Origin of the sequence: Amycolatopsis halotolerans, from assembly GCF_042647905.1 — a bacterium.
In the GTDB taxonomy this organism is placed as follows: domain Bacteria; phylum Actinomycetota; class Actinomycetes; order Mycobacteriales; family Pseudonocardiaceae; genus Amycolatopsis; species Amycolatopsis halotolerans.
The window spans coordinates 42,349-58,872 of sequence record NZ_JBHRWI010000055.1 but is presented as its reverse complement, the minus strand read 5'-3'; the positions used below and the strand labels follow the sequence as shown (position 1 = coordinate 58,872).

Annotated in this window: 15 protein-coding genes; 9 read left to right on the top strand and 6 right to left on the bottom strand. The window is 67.6% G+C overall.

Annotated features, from left to right (window positions below):
• Positions 1 to 35 precede the first annotated feature (35 nt).
• Positions 36 to 1,127 (bottom strand): PA containing protein, encoded by a 1,092-nt coding sequence (locus ACFORO_RS36960; protein ID WP_377869693.1) that lies wholly within the window; start codon positions 1,125 to 1,127, stop codon positions 36 to 38.
• Between the two features lie 211 nt (positions 1,128 to 1,338).
• Here ACFORO_RS36960 and ACFORO_RS36955 point away from each other — a divergent pair, with 211 nt between their 5' ends.
• Together ACFORO_RS36955 and ACFORO_RS36950 are read left to right on the top strand one after the other, a co-directional pair.
• On the top strand, positions 1,339 to 2,430 hold the full coding sequence (locus ACFORO_RS36955) for an adenosine deaminase (protein WP_377869692.1): 1,092 nt from the start codon (positions 1,339 to 1,341) through the stop codon (positions 2,428 to 2,430).
• A 112-nt stretch (positions 2,431 to 2,542) separates the two neighbouring features.
• Entirely contained in the window at positions 2,543 to 3,751 is a 1,209-nt protein-coding gene (locus tag ACFORO_RS36950; RefSeq protein WP_377869690.1) for an MFS transporter, read from the top strand.
• Here ACFORO_RS36950 and ACFORO_RS36945 read toward each other — a convergent pair.
• Positions 3,748 to 4,302: a TetR/AcrR family transcriptional regulator gene (locus ACFORO_RS36945; protein WP_377869689.1), complete on the bottom strand. Its 555-nt coding sequence runs from the start codon at positions 4,300 to 4,302 to the stop codon at positions 3,748 to 3,750. The genes ACFORO_RS36950 and ACFORO_RS36945 overlap by 4 nt on opposite strands.
• Positions 4,303 to 4,402: 100 nt before the next feature.
• On the opposite strand from ACFORO_RS36945, the gene ACFORO_RS36940 reads away from it, so the two are divergent.
• Entirely contained in the window at positions 4,403 to 5,107 is a 705-nt protein-coding gene (locus ACFORO_RS36940) for an SDR family NAD(P)-dependent oxidoreductase (RefSeq protein ID WP_377869688.1), read from the top strand.
• A gap of 5 nt (positions 5,108 to 5,112) precedes the next feature.
• On the opposite strand, the gene ACFORO_RS36935 is transcribed toward ACFORO_RS36940, so the two are convergent.
• On the bottom strand, positions 5,113 to 6,366 hold the full coding sequence (locus tag ACFORO_RS36935; RefSeq protein ID WP_354742329.1) for a primosomal protein: 1,254 nt from the start codon (positions 6,364 to 6,366) through the stop codon (positions 5,113 to 5,115).
• A 152-nt stretch (positions 6,367 to 6,518) separates the two neighbouring features.
• Here ACFORO_RS36935 and ACFORO_RS36930 point away from each other — a divergent pair, with 152 nt between their 5' ends.
• The gene (locus ACFORO_RS36930; RefSeq protein ID WP_377869687.1) at positions 6,519 to 9,023 is read left to right on the top strand and encodes a DEAD/DEAH box helicase; all 2,505 of its coding nucleotides are present in this window, start codon (positions 6,519 to 6,521) and stop codon (positions 9,021 to 9,023) included.
• Positions 9,024 to 9,060: 37 nt separating this feature from the next.
• Here ACFORO_RS36930 and ACFORO_RS36925 read toward each other — a convergent pair whose 3' ends face one another.
• Positions 9,061 to 10,227: an FAD-dependent monooxygenase gene (locus ACFORO_RS36925; protein ID WP_377869686.1), complete on the bottom strand. Its 1,167-nt coding sequence runs from the start codon at positions 10,225 to 10,227 to the stop codon at positions 9,061 to 9,063.
• Between the two features lie 21 nt (positions 10,228 to 10,248).
• Complete coding sequence (locus tag ACFORO_RS36920; RefSeq protein ID WP_377869685.1) at positions 10,249 to 10,830, bottom strand: NADPH-dependent F420 reductase; 582 nt, start codon at positions 10,828 to 10,830, stop codon at positions 10,249 to 10,251.
• Positions 10,831 to 10,903: 73 nt separating this feature from the next.
• Between ACFORO_RS36920 and ACFORO_RS36915 the strand changes: the two genes are divergently transcribed.
• Positions 10,904 to 11,221, top strand: a complete 318-nt coding sequence (locus tag ACFORO_RS36915) for a winged helix-turn-helix transcriptional regulator (RefSeq protein WP_377869684.1) — start codon at positions 10,904 to 10,906, stop codon at positions 11,219 to 11,221.
• Between the two features lie 34 nt (positions 11,222 to 11,255).
• Here the strand turns inward: ACFORO_RS36915 and ACFORO_RS36910 are convergent, their stop codons facing one another.
• The gene (locus ACFORO_RS36910) at positions 11,256 to 12,245 is read right to left on the bottom strand and encodes a sugar-binding transcriptional regulator (protein ID WP_377869683.1); all 990 of its coding nucleotides are present in this window, start codon (positions 12,243 to 12,245) and stop codon (positions 11,256 to 11,258) included.
• A 131-nt stretch (positions 12,246 to 12,376) separates the two neighbouring features.
• Between ACFORO_RS36910 and ACFORO_RS36905 the strand changes: the two genes are divergently transcribed.
• The 4 genes from ACFORO_RS36905 (at position 12,377) to ACFORO_RS36890 (ending at position 16,524) form a co-directional block, all read left to right on the top strand.
• Complete coding sequence (locus tag ACFORO_RS36905) at positions 12,377 to 13,384, top strand: zinc-dependent alcohol dehydrogenase family protein (protein ID WP_370932073.1); 1,008 nt, start codon at positions 12,377 to 12,379, stop codon at positions 13,382 to 13,384.
• Entirely contained in the window at positions 13,371 to 14,717 is a 1,347-nt protein-coding gene (locus ACFORO_RS36900; RefSeq protein ID WP_446681591.1) for an ABC transporter substrate-binding protein, read from the top strand. The genes ACFORO_RS36905 and ACFORO_RS36900 overlap by 14 nt, the downstream gene beginning before the upstream one ends.
• The gene (locus ACFORO_RS36895; protein WP_377869681.1) at positions 14,714 to 15,646 is read left to right on the top strand and encodes a carbohydrate ABC transporter permease; all 933 of its coding nucleotides are present in this window, start codon (positions 14,714 to 14,716) and stop codon (positions 15,644 to 15,646) included. The genes ACFORO_RS36900 and ACFORO_RS36895 overlap by 4 nt, the downstream gene beginning before the upstream one ends.
• 89 nt (positions 15,647 to 15,735) lie before the next feature.
• Positions 15,736 to 16,524, top strand: coding sequence for a carbohydrate ABC transporter permease (locus ACFORO_RS36890; RefSeq protein WP_116201681.1), 789 nt, complete (start codon positions 15,736 to 15,738; stop codon positions 16,522 to 16,524).

The following is a 16,524-nucleotide window of genomic DNA, read 5'->3' as shown; positions in this document are numbered from 1 at the left end:
AGATCCTGGACGGGGGCTTCGGTCATTCAGAGACTTCAGTCAGTCGACTCGTCCGAGTCGCCGCCAGCCTTCGCCTTGGCGTCAGCGGCCTTGGGCGAACGCCCGTTACGCGAGCTGCGGCGCGGCTGCCGCGGAGCGGGCGGCGGCGGGGCGATCTGCTGCACCGCGGGTCCGCCGCCCAGCATCAGTTCCGCGAAGGTCGCCATCGCTTCGTCCAGCTGGCCGCCGATGCGGCGGACGGATTCGTCGTTGCTGCGGCGCACCAGCGAGTCGACCGAGTCGGTGTCCGGCTGCTTCGACAGCGTGCTTTCGACCTTCGACAGGCCGCTGCGCACCGAGCCGTCCAGGTCGCCGATGCGGCCGGTGACGTCGTCTTCGACCTTGTCGATGCGGCCGGACAGGTCGTCGAGACGCTGGGTGATCGTTTCGAGCTTCGTGCCCACCGAGTCGAGCCGGGCGGCCGGGTCGATCATCTCGCCGGTGTCGGAGACCGCGCTCTTCAGCGCTTCGGTCGCGGTGGCGATGCGTTCCTTCGTCGCGCGGTCCAGTTCGTCCACGCGGGAGCGCAGTTCCTGGTCCGTGGTCTCGATCCGCTCGCGCAGCGACGCCTCGGTCATCTCGATCCGGTCGCGGATCGGGCCCTGGGTGGCCTGCGGCAGCGACTCCAGCTTCGAGTCCTGCTTGTCCAGGTGCCCGCCCAGCTCGTCGAGCCTGCGGTGGATGTTCTGCAGCTTGTCCTCGAGCCCGTCCATCCGGCCCGCGACGCCCTCGAACCGCGCCGCCACGCCGTCGAGGCGTCCGTCGAGCTGGGCGAAGGGCTTCGCCAGCTTGTCGACGATGCTCTCCACCGCGTGCGTGAGCGCGGCGATCGCGTTGTCTTGGGACTCCAGCCGCGTCATGGCCTCGTCGAGGCGCTCCGCCAGCACCCCGACCTCGGTCCGGTCCGGCATTTCCGACAGCCGCTTGCGCACCGCGCCGAGGGAGTCCACCGGCGCGAGCCGGGCGTAGATGTCGTCGAGCGCGTCGAAGATCTGCTGCTGCTCGCTCTCACGAACCTCGGCCGCGCGCACCAGCATGTTGCGCATCCGGTCGAACGACGGTGCGGCAATGTGGTTGTCAGTGGTCACTGCGGTGTCCTTCGTCGGCGGGGAAAATGGAAGGGACTGACCCGAGCTTATCGATGAAGAAAATTGCTGTGCGTATGGCCCCCGGGGAACGCGGATAAGGGGCGCGCCACCCGGATGGCCGATTCCTTGCGCACAGTGCTGAGCAGAGGGTTGTTCCGGTGCTCTCGGTTACGGCCAGGTAGGGGAATGACAGCGAGGCTACCGTTGGAGCATGTCGGACGTAACCCCGCTGAGCGCGGAGATCCTGCGCCGTGCCCCCAAGGTCCTGCTCCACGATCACCTCGACGGCGGCTTGCGCCCGGCCACCGTCGCCGAACTCGCCGAGGATCTCGGCTACCGGGACCTTCCCGCGACGGATCCGGGGGAACTCGGCCGCTGGTTCCGCGCCGCCGCGGACTCCGGTTCCCTCGTGTCGTACCTCGAAACGTTCGCCCATACGTGTGGTGTCATGCAAACGGAGGAAGCGCTGGTCAGGGTTGCCGCCGAAGCGGTGGAAGACCTGGCCGCGGACGGGGTCGTCTACGCCGAGTCGCGGTACGCGCCGGAGCTGTTCGTGGAACGCGGACTGTCACTCGATGCAGTGGTCGAGGCCGTCCAGGAAGGCTTCGCCGAGGGGACGCGGAGGGTAGCCGCGGGCGGCGGCCGGATCCGGGTGCGGACGCTGTTGTGCGGCATGCGCCAGCACGCCCGCGCGCTCGAGATCGCCGAACTCGCGGTGCGCTACCGCGACGCGGGCGTGGCCGGATTCGACATCGCCGGACCGGAGGACGGATTCCCGCCCACCCGCAATCTGGACGCATTCGACTATTTGCGCCGGAACAATGCGCACTTCACCATTCATGCCGGCGAAGCGTTCGGACTTCCGTCGATCGGCGAGGCAATCCAGTACTGCGGTGCGGAACGGCTCGGGCACGGCGTGCGGATCGTCGAGGACATCACCACCGACGCCGACGGAAATGTCCATCTTGGACGGTTGGCGGGCTACGTCCGGGACCGGCGCATCCCGCTCGAAATCTGCCCCTCGTCGAATGTCCAGACCGGAACCGTGCCGTCGCTGGCCGAACATCCCATCGGGCTGCTCGCCCGGCTGCGCTTCCGCGTCACGGTCAACACCGACAACCGGCTGATGAGCGGCTGCACGATGACCAGTGAATTCGCCGCGCTGGCCGAGACGTTCGGCTTCGGCCTCGACGACTTCCGCTGGTTCACCATCAACGCCATGAAATCCGCGTTCCTCGATTTCGACGAGCGGCTCGAGCTGATCGAGAAGGTCGTCAAACCCGGGTACGCGGCGCTCGGCTGAATCCCGGCTCCCCGAACGCGGCCGCCCCCGAAAGGCGGTTGCGTTCGTTAGCCATGCCAACTATCGTTCACTATGTAAGACATATTTCTCAAATAGTGAGACGGTGGACGGAATGGCGCAGGTCGAGACCGGGGAGCAGGTGCGGCAAAAAGGCAGCTCGCGGCGGTGGCTGATCCTCGCGCTCGGTCTCGCCGCGCAGACCGCCAGTTGCTCCTTCCTTTATGGGCTGCCGTTTCTCGTGCCCGCCATGCGCGAGGCCGACCATCTGACGCTGGCGCAGGCGGGCACGGTCGTCGCGGCGCCGAGCATCGGCCTGCTGCTGACGCTCATCGCGTGGGGCGCGGCTGCGGACCGTTACGGCGAGCGCCTCATCATGGCGCTCGGCCTGGGCGTTTCGGGGTTACTCCTCGTGTACGCCGCCCTGTGGCACCACCCGGTCAGCCTTCTCTTTGGTGTGTTTCTCCTGGCCGGTGCGTGCACAGCTTCGGTGAACGCGGCGAGCGGCCGGGTCGTGATGGGCTGGTTCGCCAAATCCGAGCGCGGCGTCGCGATGGGGATCAGGCAGACGGCGCAGCCGCTGGGCGTCGGCGTGGCCGCGCTCGGGCTGCCGCCACTGGCCGCGCAGTGGGGATTCCAGGCGGCGATGCTGCTTCCGGCCGTGCTGGCGGTGGGCGTGGCGCTCTTGGTGGCGCTGTTCGTCGTGGACCCGCCGCGGCCGCCGCGCGCGGCGAAGGGGGAGCGGCCGCCGTCGCCGTACCGCAAGCCGTGGCTGTGGCGAGTGCACGGCGCGAGTGCGCTGTTGGTGGTGCCGCAATTCGCGGTGTCCGCCTTCGCGCCGGTGTATCTGGTGTCGCAGCATCAGTGGACCGCCGCGCAGGCCGGGGTGTTCGTCGCGGTGGCTCAGGTGCTCGGCGCGCTCGGGCGGCTGGCGTCGGGGTATTGGTCGGACCGGGTCGGCAGCCGGTTGCGGCCGATGCGGCAGCTCGCCGTCGCCAGCGTCGTCGTGATGCTGCTGGTCGCGGTCGGCGACGCGACTGGACTGTGGCTCGTGTTGGCCGCGCTGGTGCTGGCTGCGGTGATCACGGTGGCGGACAACGGTCTTGGCTTCACCGCGTCGGCCGAGCTGGCGGGTGTCGCGTGGTCGGGGCGGGCGATGGGGACGCAGAATACCGCGCAGAACATCGCCGCGTCGTTGACGCCGCCGTTGCTGGGTCTGGTGATCGGGGACAGCCGGTATGCGCTGGCTTATTGTGTGGCGGCGATTTTCCCGCTGCTGGCAATAGGTTTGGTTCCGGTGCGCGCGGAGTCCGAAAAGGACTAAGCGCGCAGGCCGTCGAGAAAGAACGCCAGGTGCCGTCGCCAGGTTTCGGGGGATTCGCGGATCAGCTGCGACATCGCGGACACCAGCGGAGCGAGATCCGCAGGTTCGAAATCGGTGCGCAGCTGACCGGATTCCTTTGCCCGGTCAATAATCCGCGCCGCGTGCTCGAAGCCGGTGTGGCATGCCTCCAGTACGGCTGGGCTCAGCGGCAGCCGCCGGGCGAGTGCGTCGCTGAGTCCGTGGTCCTTGGCCTGTAAGGCAAACAATCCGTCGAGGAAGCCGGTGAAGCCCTGCCACGGGTCCGGCTCCGCCAATGCCTTCGTCGCCAGGTCGTCCAACGCGGCGAGTTGCGCGGGGAGGATCGCGTCGACAAAAGCGTCTCGCGTCGGGAAGTGCGCGTACAGCGTGCCGATGCTGACCCCGGCGCTGCGGGCGATCTGCTCCAGCGGCGCGTCGAGGCCGTGCTCGCCGAACGCGCGCGTCGCGGCGGCCAGCAGCTTGTCGCGGTTGCGGGCGGCGTCCGCGCGCAACGGCTTCGATCCGGTGGCCATGGGACCCATCGTACAAAGTCGAGGGTGTCCTCGGGTTTTGTGGTAGCTTGGCGAACGAAGTCGAGGGCACCCTCGAGTTAATCCTGGGGAAGGACAAGCCATGACCACTCGCCCGACCGCTGTCGTGCTCGGAGCCGGACCCGGCCTCGGAATGTCGATGGCACACCGGTTCGCCGACGAGGGTTACCACATCGCCCTCGTTTCGCGTACCGCTGAGCGGCACCCGGCCTACCTGGCCGAATTCGAAAACGCGGAAGCGTTCGTCGGCGACGTCCGCGACGGCATCGGGACGACGCTCGACGAAATCACCGAGCGGTTCGGGATCATCGACGTCGTCTACTACGGTCCGGCCGCGATCGAACCGGACAGCATTCCCACGGACATCGCCGAAGCGACCGCGGACGCCGTTCAGAAGGCGATGAGCTGGGTGTATCCGGCGGTCGAGGTGGTCGGCAAACTGCTGCCGGGAATGCTGGAGCGCGGCAGCGGCGGATTCCTGTTCGCCGGCGGGCTCAGCGCGGTGCGGCCGATGCCCGCGCTCGGCGCGCTCGCGGTGTCGTCAGCGGCGTTGCGGAACTACGCGCGGACGCTGCACGAGGGGCTGGCCGGGACCGGGGTGTACGCGGGCAGCCTCATCATCGGCGGGCTGATCGAACGCGGCGACATTCACCGGATGGTCGCCGGGCAGCCGGAAAAATACGGCGACGCCGGCGGCCACACCCTGGATCCGGATGCGATCGCCGGCGTCGCCTGGAAGATGTTCTCCGCCGGTGACTCGGCCGAGAGCGTGTTCGACGCCCTCTAAAAGGTTCAGACCACCGTGAGGCGGTTTTCGAAGTCCTCCACCAGCTTGCGCCACGCGCTCTGCTCGGTGTCGAACGGAGCGCTCGGCTCGAGCCGGCTCGGGTCCGGCCGCAGCACGAAGGACACCAGCCAGCCGAGGCTTTCGTTGGCCGCCAGCGCGGTTTCGACGGTGTCGTCGCCGGCCCATTCGGCGGCGTCGGTGATCAGCTCGACAGCCAGCTCGAGCTGGGTCGGGTCGATCGACTCCGGGCCCTCGGCGATGTCGTCGTCGAGGCCGGGGAACACGTAGGTGTTGTCGGTGTCGACCTCCACCTCGAGCTCGTCGGCCGCCGCCTTCTCGCGGACCTCGTCCCAAGTGGACACGCCGGCGATGTCGGTGTCGGCCAGTTCGTCGCCGGCCTTGATCGCCTTGAGCAGCGCCTTCGGCGAGCTGAACACGTCGATCTCGCCGTCGTTGCCGAGGAACACCGGCTTGTCGTCGAGGTAGCAGCGCAGCGTGTAGTACTCCGCGCCGGAGGTGACGATCTTGATCGGGTCGATGCCGACCTCGCCCCAGAAGCCGACCGGCTCGTCCTCGGCGTCCTCGTCCTCACCGTCGACGGCCTCGAGGTCTTCCGGCCCGCCGTCCTCCTCGCCGGCTTCCGCCTCAGCGGACTCCTCGTGGAAGGCGGCCAGCTCTTCGGCGGTCTGCTCCAGCACCGCGGCGTCGACGTCCGGCACGGTCACCAGGTTGTCGATCGCGTCGAGCACGGTGTCCCACTTCTCGGAGACGGCCTTCGACAGGTCGTTCCACAGCGCTTCGCCCTCGCGCCCGGTGAACGGCAGCCGGCCCTGCTCCAGCAGCGAGAATCCCTCGTAGGCGTCGAGCACCTCGTGCACCTCGTCGAGCTCGCACACGTCGGCGAGCGAACGCACGATGCCGACGATCTCGGCCAGTTCGCCGATCGTCCACGAGTCCGGCTCCTCGGCGACCAGTTCGGGCACGCCGACGAGGTCGTAGGAGTGGTCGTCGTCAGGGATCAGCTCGGGCACGTTCAGCGCGGGCACCGCGTCCCACGCCGGGTGGTCGAGCAGGTCGTGCTGCTCGGCCGTGCGCACGAAGGCGGCCAGGTGCGCGGCGTCCGGGAAGGCGTACAGGTCGTCCTCGTCGCCGAGGAACGCTTCCCACTCCTCGCCGTCCTCCCGCCAACGGGGGGCCCAGAGGGTGACCACGTCGCCCTGCGGCAGCCCGAGTTCGATCGGGATGATGTCCTGTGCCATTGCCGAATCCTCCGCGAGTACCGCCCGTGTGCGCGCCCGCCTGTCCGTCCCCTCCGGCAGCGCGCGGTACCGGAAGCCTACGGGTTAGGGCAAGCACCCGCGATCTCCCCTGCACCCGCGGCCGGGGACGGGATGGCACGATGGTCGACACAATGACTCTCACCGACCTCCTGCCAGCGGATCCCGACGCAGATGCCCTGTTCGAAGCCTTCACGACGTGGACGGCCGAACGGGGGATCGAGCTGTACCCCGCGCAGGAGGAGGCGGTGATCGAGGTCGTCTCCGGGGCCAACGTGATCCTGTCGACGCCGACCGGATCCGGCAAAAGCCTCGTGGCGGTCGGCGCGCACTTCACCGCGCTCGCACACGGCAAACGCAGTTTTTACACCGCGCCGATCAAGGCGCTCGTGTCGGAGAAGTTCTTCCAGCTCATCGAGATCTTCGGGGCTGAGCAGGTCGGCATGATGACCGGCGATTCGAGCGTCAACGCGGACGCCCCGATCATCTGCTGCACCGCGGAAATCTTGGCGAACATCGCGTTGCGCGACGGCGCCGACGCCCCGGTCGGCCAGGTCGTCGCGGACGAGTTCCACTTCTATTCGGAACCGGACCGCGGCTGGGCGTGGCAGGTCCCGCTGATCGAGCTGCCGAACGCGCAGTTCGTGCTCATGTCGGCCACCCTCGGGGACGTCTCGTTCTTCGAAAAGGACCTGACCCGGCGGACCGGACGGCCGACCGCGGTGGTCACGTCGGCGCAGCGGCCGGTGCCGCTCACCTTCCGGTACGCGCTCACGCCGCTGCACGAGACGATGTCCGAGCTGCTGGGCGGCGGCCAGGCGCCGGTGTATGTCGTCCATTTCTCGCAGGCCGCGGCCATCGAGCGGGCGCAGACGCTGATGAGCATCAACGTCACCACCAAGGCGGAGAAGGAGGCGATCGCCGACCTGCTGGGCGACTTCCGGTTCTCCGCCGGATTCGGCAAGACGCTCTCGCGGCTCGTGCGGCACGGCATCGGCGTGCACCACGCGGGCATGCTGCCGAAGTACCGGCGGCTGGTCGAAACGCTGGCGCAGTCCGGGCTGCTGAAGGTGATCTGCGGGACGGACACGCTCGGCGTCGGCATCAACGTGCCGATCCGGACGGTGGTGTTCTCGGCGCTGACGAAGTACGACGGCGTGCGGCAGCGGCATTTGAAGGCGCGCGAGTTCCACCAGATCGCCGGACGCGCGGGCCGGGCCGGGTACGACACCGACGGTTACGTCGTCGTGCAGGCCCCGGATCACGTGGTGGAGAACGCGAAGGCGCTGGAGAAGGCGGGCGACGACCCGAAGAAGAAAAAGAAGATCGTCCGGAAGAAGGCGCCGGAGGGCTTCGTCAACTGGACCGAGAGCACGTTCGACCGGCTGATCGCGGCCGATCCGGAACCGCTCACGTCCAGCTTCCGGGTCAGCCACTCGATGCTGCTGAACGTGATTTCGCGCCCCGGCAACGCTTTCGACGCGATGCGGCATCTGCTGGAGGACAACCATTCGGACCGTCCGACGCAGCGGAAGCTGATCCTGCGGGCGATCGAGATCTACCGTTCGCTGCTGGCCGCCGGTGTCGTGGAACGGCTGCCCGAGCCAGATGCCGAGGGGCGCATTGTCCGCCTGACGGTGGATCTGCAGTTCGATTTCGCTTTGAACCAGCCGCTTTCGCCGTTTGCGCTGGCCGCGGTGGAATTGCTCGACATGGAGTCGCCGTCGTACGCTTTGGATGTGGTGTCCATTGTGGAATCCACTGTGGACAACCCGCGGCCGGTGCTGTCGCAGCAGCAGTTCAAGGCGCGTGGTGAAGCCGTGCAGGCGATGAAGGCCGATGGGATCGAGTACGACGAGCGGATGGAGCTTCTCGAGTCCGTCACGTACCCGAAACCGTTGGAGGAATTGCTTAACGCGGCATATCAGTCTTATCGCGCCGGGCATCCGTGGGTGGCGGATTACGAGCTGTCGCCGAAGTCGGTGGTGCGCGATATGTACGAGCGCGCGATGAACTTCGTGGAATACGTGGGCTTCTATCAGCTCGCTCGTTCTGAGGGTTTGGTGCTGCGCTACCTCGCCGACACTTACGACGCGTTGCGGCACACCGTGCCGGACGAGGCGAAGACCGAATCGTTGCAGGACCTCATCGAATGGCTCGGCGAATTGGTGCGCCAGGTCGACTCGAGCCTGCTGGACGAATGGGAAGCGCTGCGGCATCCGGACGAGGAGGGCCCGGTTTCGCACCGCCCGCCCGCCGAACCGCCCGCGGTCACGCGCAACGAGCGGGCGTTCCGGGTGCTGGTGCGCAACGAATTGTTCCGCCGGGTGGAGTTGGCTTCGCGCCGGGCTTACGACACCCTGGGCTCACTGGACTCCGGCTCCGGCTGGGACTCCGGCGCGTGGGAAGACGCGATCGAGGACTACTTCGACGAGCACGATTCGCTCGGCATCGGCCCGGACGCGCGTGGCCCGGCTTTGCTGCTGATCGAGCAGGAGCCGGACTTGTGGCGGGTGCGGCAGATCTTCGACGATCCGGCCGGGGACCATGACTGGGGGATCAGCGCGGAGGTTGATTTGCGTGCTTCGGACGAGGTGGGCACTGCTGTGGTCCGGGTTGTGGATGTGAATCAGCTCTGAGGACTGCTTCAAGTCCGTGAGGGGAACCCTGAGGGACTCAGAGTCCCTCAGGGTTCCCCTCACGGACGTCCAAGATCGGCGGTTGCCAACGGGTGTAGCGCAGCATCGACCGGGCCATCACCGACGTCGGCATGGCCCGGAACATTAGATTCCGCACCGCGATCCCGACCGGGTTCGTCAGCTGCTGGCCCATCCGGCCGGTGCGTCGGGCGGCGAGGGCGACGGCTTGGCTGCGCGGGCGGCGTTCGGCGTCGTATCGGGTGAGCGCGGTGTCGATGTCGGCGGACGACAGCGCGGCCGCCAGCGTCACGGCGTCTTCCAACGCCTGGCAGGCACCTTGTCCGAGGTTCGGTTGCATAGCGTGTGCGGCATCGCCGAGAAAGGCAACGCGACCGGCCACATAGGACGACAACGGCGTAACCAGCTCGTACACATCGTGGTGCAGAACAGCTTCCGGTTCAGTCGCGTCGAGCAACGCGGTGATCGGCTCGTGCCAGGAGCCGAAGCGGCGGCGCATTTCGGCCAGCGGATCCGGGTACCGGGTGCCCGGCGGAACGGTCAACACTGCGTGCCATTCCGCTCGGCCGTCCGCCAGGACGATGTGGCCGAACTCCACTCCTCGGCCCCAGGTGAGGTTGAAGTCCGCAGAGGACAGTCCGATCGGTTCGGCGGTAATGGCCCGCACTACCGAAGATCCACTGTAGACAGACCCGGGATGCGAGGGAAAGAAGTGCTTGCGCAGTCGGCTGTTGACGCCGTCGGCGGCGATAACCACGTCCGCTTCGTGGCGGCCGGACGCGGTGAGCACAGTGTTGCCCTCGACGGCGGTGACCTCATCTCGCACCACCGGCGAGGGCAGCAGCGACCGCAACAACCGATGCAGTTCGTACCGTGCGATGCCGACGATCGGGGTTCCGGCGACGCGTTCGAGCTCGGCTCCGTCCATGCGGGCCAGCCAGGTGCCGCGGGGGTCGCGGGTGCTCACCGTGCGCTGGAAGCGGCCGGCGGCGCGGAGTGCGTCGCCGGCTCCTAAAGCGTCGAGAGCTCGAACTCCGTTGGCGGCCAGGGAAATGCCGGAACCGGCGTCGTCCAGTTCGCCGGGCAGGCGTTCGAAGACCGTGGCTTGCCAGCCGGCTCGGGACAAGCCGATCGCTGCGGCCAGGCCGCCGATTCCCCCGCCGACAATGATCGCTGATCCGCCCATAGGCGACCAGGATAGGCCCGATCAGCTCCCCATGAGCATGGAACGCGCGTCCAAGCCGTCGAACCACAGGCCGATCGCCAGCCCGGCGGCGGCTTCCAGCAGGGCGGCTCGCTCCAAGCCGCCAGCGGGCAGGGGAGTGCAGCCCAGGTCTTGGACCAGCTCCGTTGCCACCGCGACGGCGTCCGGGGCACCGCACAGCGGGACACCGAGCGGGCGGCCCTCGAACAGCGGCGGGGTCATGCGCCAGACGTCCACGTGGGCGAGGTTGAACGCCTTCACCACCGACGCGCGGGGGGCGTATTCGGCGATCCGGGCGGCCACCGGTTCGCCGGTCGCGCCGGGGGTGTTGGTGCAGTCGATGAGGATCTTGCCGGCCAGGTCGAGCGGCGTGAGCAGGGCTTCCAAGGCGGTGGTGGGGACGGCCAGCAGGATGGCGTCCGCTCGGGCGGCCGCGTCGGCCCAGTCCGCGGCCTCGGCGCCGAGCTCGGCTGCCAAGGCGGCGGCACCGGCGGGGGAGCGGCCGGAAACGGTCAGGTCGTGCCGGGTCCATTGGCCGCCGAGGGCGGACGCCATTCCGCCGGTGCCGAAGAGGGCGATGCGCATGGGAAGGTCTCCTGTCGTCGCGTGGTTGTACGGAAGCGACGTTATGGACCAGCGCAGGAACCGAAAGGTAACCATGGAGTTCATCGCCGATTGCCGCACCCGGCTCGCGTTCGACCTCGTGGCCAACACCTGGCATCCGGTCGTGTTGTGGGCGTTGAGGAACGGCCCGCTGCGGCACGGTGAGCTCCGCACGCGCATCGGCGGGATCAGCGCGAAGGTGCTCACCGAGGCGGTGCGCAGGCTGGAACGCGACGGGCTCGTCGAGCGTGCGGCAGGGGCGTATCAGCTGACTGAGCTGGGGGTGAGTTTCCTCGGGCCGATCGAGGGGTTCGGAAGGTGGGCGGAGGAGTACGGGGATCGGGTGGTGGAGGCGCAGGCTCGGGTGTCGTGAGTGGCAATGCCGGTTCTAACCGGCGCGCCAGCACTCACGACGGGTCCGGTAACGGCCTGGCCCGCGCGAGCTCCAGCAGCGGCACGGCGGCCGCGGCGTCGGTGACCAGCGTCGACACCAGTCCGGACCGCAACACGGCGTCCACCGCCTCGGCTTTCGGGCGGCTGTAACCGATCGCGATCACCTCGGGCACTGAGCTCAGCTCCTCGTGGCTGATCGCCAGCACGTGGTGCGCGAGCCCGGTGCCGAGCGAATTCCCGTCCGCGTCGAACAGCCGCGCGGCGACCTCGGCGGTCGCGCCCCGGGCGGCGATGGCGGCGCGTTCGGCCTCGTCCAGCGCGTCGTACACAGTGGACTCCCCGGCTTCCCACGAACCGATACTCACCACGGCCTTGGTGAGTTTTCCGAACTGCGCGAACGTTTCCGCGATGCCCGGCTGGTGCCGCAGGATCTCGGTGGTCCGCCGGTCGGGCAGGACGAGCGGACCGAAGATCGGGTACGAATCGCCGCCGGACACCGACGTCACGCGGCTGACCGTCTCCACTGAGCGGCCGCGCATGTCCATCCCGGCCTGCACCCCGCACAGCTGCACGATCGGGCAGCGCGGCAGGGTCCGGATCGCCTCGGTCATCGCGTTGACCGACCGCGCCCAGGACAGCCCGATGACGTCGTCCGGCGTCGCGATCTCCTCCAGCAGCCGGGCGGCCAGCGCGCCGACCTGCTTGCGGACGATCTCGCGCGGCTCCGTCTCGGATGCTCGTTCGAGCACGAGGACGCGGTCCAGCCGGTAGGCGCGGCGGATGTCGTCGGACAGTTCGACGTCGATCGGCGCGGGCAGGTCGAACTCGATCCGCACCAGTCCGGACTCGAGTGCCGCGTCCAGCATCCGCGCGACCTTGAACCGGCTCATGCCGAACTCGTCGGCGATCTCCAGCTTCGAGGCGCCCTGCACGTAGAACCGCCTGGCCATGGTCGCCAGCAGCAGCGTTTCGGTCAGCGGCGGTGGCCCCTTTTTCCTGCTCACATGAGCAGGATAGCGCAAAAATGAGCTTTGCCGGTTGACGGATCCGCAGGCAGGGGCCTGTAATGCCTACGCATGTTACCTACGGCATAAGTCAAAATCGCTCAAATGAGCATCTTGGAAGGTGATGACGCATGCGCGCCGCGATCGTGGACCGGCCCGGGGAGATCCGGGTCGGCGAGGTTCCCGATCCGAAGCCCGGGGAGCGCCAGGTCGTCGTGAAGGTGGGTGCCTGCGGGATCTGCGGCACGGACCTGCACATCGCCGACGGGCATTTCCCGCCGACCCCGTATCCCATCGTTCCCGGGCACGAGTTCTCCGGGGAGATCGTCGAACTCGGCGCGGACGTGCCCGCCGAGTGGAAGGTCGGCGACCGGGTCGCGGTCGACCCGTCGATCTACTGCGGATACTGCACCCCGTGCCGGTCCGGGCACGGCAACCTCTGCGCGAACTGGAACGCCACCGGCGACACGGTCAACGGCGCTTTCGCCGAGTACGTCGCGGTGCCCGCCGACACCTGCTACCGGATGCCCGACTCGATGACCTGGGAACAGGGCGCGCTGGTCGAACCCGTTTCCTGCGCGGTGCACGGCGTGCGCCGGATCGGCGTGGAAGCGGGCGAGCGCTTCCTCGTCGTCGGCGCGGGCACGATGGGCCTGATCATGCAGCAGCTCCTGCTCCGCGCGGGCGCGCACGTGACGATGGTCGACCGCAACGCCGCGCGACTGCCGCGGGCGACTGATCTCGGTGCGGCCGCGGTGGCTTCCGATGTGTCCGAATTGGACGATGAACGCTTCGACGCCGCCGTGGACTGCACTGGCGCGGCACCCGCCATCGAGGCCGCGTTCAACGCGCTGCACCGCGGCGGCCGGTTGCTCGTGTTCGGCGTCGCCCCGGCTGAGGCACGCGTCGCGCTTTCGCCGTTCCGCATCTACAACGACGAAATCACCATCGTCGGTTCGATGGCCGTGCTGAACAGCTACGGCAACGCGCTCGACCTCGTCGCGAACGGCTACATCGACACCGAAGCGCTGATCACCGACACCCTTCCGCTCGAGCAGTACCCCGAGGCGCTGGCGAAGATGCGCAGCGGGTCCGGCCTCAAGATCCAGGTGCTGCCCGGAGGTGGTGGCGGTGCGTAAACTCCTGTGCCTCCTTGCCTCGACAGCGTTGTTAGTGACGGGATGCGCCGGAGCCGGGGCGCTCGGCACCGGCGGGCGGACACTGGTCGTCGCGATCGTGTCCAATCCGCAGATGAAGGACGCCATCTCGCTCAAGGGCGAGTTCGAGCAGGCCAACCCCGGGATCAAGCTGAAGTTCGTCTCCCTGCCGGAAAACGAGGCGAGGGCGAAGATCACCGCGTCCACCGCCACCCAGGGCGGCGAGTTCGACGTGGTGATGATCAGCAATTACGAGGCTCCGCAATGGGCGGCCAACGGCTGGCTGGAAAACCTCGAACCGCACATGAAGGCGACGCCGGGGTACGACGAGGCCGACTTCATCCCGAGCATCCGGCAGTCGCTGTCCTATGAGAACCAGATGTACGCGGTGCCGTTCTACGGCGAATCGTCCTTTGTGGTCTATCGCAAGGACCTGTTCCAGAAGGCCGGGCTGGACATGCCGGCGCACCCGACGTGGCAGCAGATCGCCGGTTTCGCCGCGAAACTCGACGACAAGCAGGCCGGGATCGCGGGAATCTGCTTGCGCGGCAAGCCGGGCTGGGGCGAGAGCCTCGCGCCGTTCACCACGATGGCGAACACCTTCGGCGGGCAATGGTTCGACAAGGACTGGAACGCGAAGCTGACCAGCCCGGAGTTCACCCAGGCGGCGAACTTCTACGTCAACCTGCTGCGCGACCACGGCGAGGTCGGCGCCTCCAGCGCCGGGTTCACCGAATGCGGCACGAAGTACGCGCAGGGCAACGCCGCGATGTGGTACGACGCCACGTCGATGACCGGCACCACGGAAGACCCGAAGAGCAGCCACGTCAGCGGCAAGAACGGCTACGTCGCCGCGCCGGTGGAGAAGACGCAGGCGAGCGGCTGGCTCTACACCTGGTCGCTGGGCATTCCGAAGGTCGGCAAGAACAAGGACGACGCCTGGAAGTTCATGGCGTGGATGACGAACAAGGAATACGCGAAGAAGATCGGGCAGACCTACGGCTGGAACCGGGTGCCGCCGGGCACGCGCAAGTCCACCTATGAGATCCCGCAGTACAAGGAAGCCGCGAAAGCCTACGCACAGCCCACTTTGGACGGCATCGCGGCGGCCAACCAGCAGAAGACGATGGTGAATCCGGTGCCGTACCCGGGCATCCAGTTCGTCGGGATCCCGGAGTTCCAGGACCTCGGCACCCGGGTGAGCCAGCAGCTGTCCGCCGCGATCGCCGGTCAGACCTCCGTCGCCGACGCGCTCGCGCAATCGCAGAAATACGCGGAATCCGTCGGAAAGTCCTATCAGGAGGTGCAGCGATGAGCACCCTCTCCGTCCCCGCCGGAACCGCGCCGGCGACCGCACGGCCCGCTGCGAAAAAAGTGACCGGTTCGACCGGGAAACGGCGGCTTCCGCTGCTGCCCGCGTTGATCTTCGTGATCGCGGTGACGCAGATTCCTTTCCTGCTCACCTTGTTCTACTCGTTCCAGTCGTGGAACCTGGTGCGCCCGGGCTCGCGGCACTTCGTCGGTTTCCGCAACTATGTCGACGTCTTCACCGACACGACGTTCCTCGGCGCGCTGCTGAACACTGTGGTGCTGACCGTGGTCTGCGTGTTCCTTTCGCTGCTGCTCGGACTCGGGCTCGCGGTGCTGCTCGACCGGAAGTTCTTCGGCCGCGGCTTCGTGCGCACGCTGCTGATCACGCCGTTCCTGATCCTCCCGGCAGCGGGTGCGCTGCTGTGGAAGACGACGGTGTTCGATCCGAGTTTCGGATTGCTGCACTTCGTGTTCGGCACGGACACCGACTGGCTTTCGCAATTCCCGATGGCCGCGGTGATGGCGCAGATCATCTGGCAATGGACGCCGTTCATGACGCTGCTGATCCTAGCCGGGCTGCAAAGCCAGTCGAAGGAGGTGCTGGAGGCGGCGTCGGTGGACGGCGCGAGCCGCTGGCGCACCTTCGTGTCGATCACGCTGCCGCACCTGTCGCGCTTCCTGCAATTGGCCACGCTGCTCGGCGCGATCTACATCGTGAACAGCTTCGACGCGATTTTCCTGATGACGCAAGGCGGTCCGGGCACGGCCAGCACGAACCTGCCGTTCTACATCTACCAGCGCGCGTTCGAGGGCTTCGACATCGGCCAGTCGTCCGCGATGGGCGTCGTCGTGGTCATCCTGACGATGATCGTCGCGACGTTCGCGCTGCGGCTGATGTTCCGCGCGTTCTCCGTGGACGGAGGAGTCAAGTGAGCACCGCAACCGCCACCGCCTCGCCCGCGGCCACCGACACCGCGCCGCCGCCGCGGCGCAAGACCAAACGCCGCTACGGCCCGGGCACGCTGACCGTCGCGACCTGGATCATCGCGATCCTCTTCGTTTTCCCGTTGCTGTGGATGATTCTCACCGCGTTCAAACAAGAAAACGACGCCTACACCGATCCGCCGAAGCTGTTCTTCACGCCGACGTTCGACCAGATCTCCGGTGTGCTCAACAGCGGTTTCCTGCCGTACCTGGGAAATTCGGCGTTCGTCACGGTGATTTCGACGCTGCTCGTGCTGCTGCTGGGAATCCCGGCCGCGTACGCGCTGTCGCTGGCCCCGGTCAAGGGCACGAAGAACGCGCTGGGCTTCTTCCTGTCGACCAAGATGCTGCCGATCGTCGCGGCGATCATCCCGCTGTACGTGATCTCGCAGAACACCAACCTGCTGGACACGGTGTGGGCGCTGATCATCCTGTACACCGCGATGAACCTGCCGCTGGCGATCTGGATGATGCGGTCGTTCTTCCTGGAAGTCCCCGGCGAAATGATCGAGGCGGCGCGGATCGACGGGGCGAACCTGCCGACGCTGCTGCGCAAGATCATCATGCCGGTGGTCGCGCCCGGCATCGCGGCGACCGCGCTGATCTGCGTGATCTTCTCCTGGACGGAGTTCTTCTACGCGGTCAACCTCACCGCCGCCCGGGCCGGCACGGTGCCGGTGTTCCTGGTCGGCTTCATCACCAGCGAGGGCCTGTACTGGGCCCAGCTGTCCGCCGCCGCGCTGCTGGCCTCGCTGCCGGTGATGATCGTGGGCTGGATCGCGCAGAACCACCTGGTGCGCGGGCTTTCCATGGGTGCTGTGAAGTAA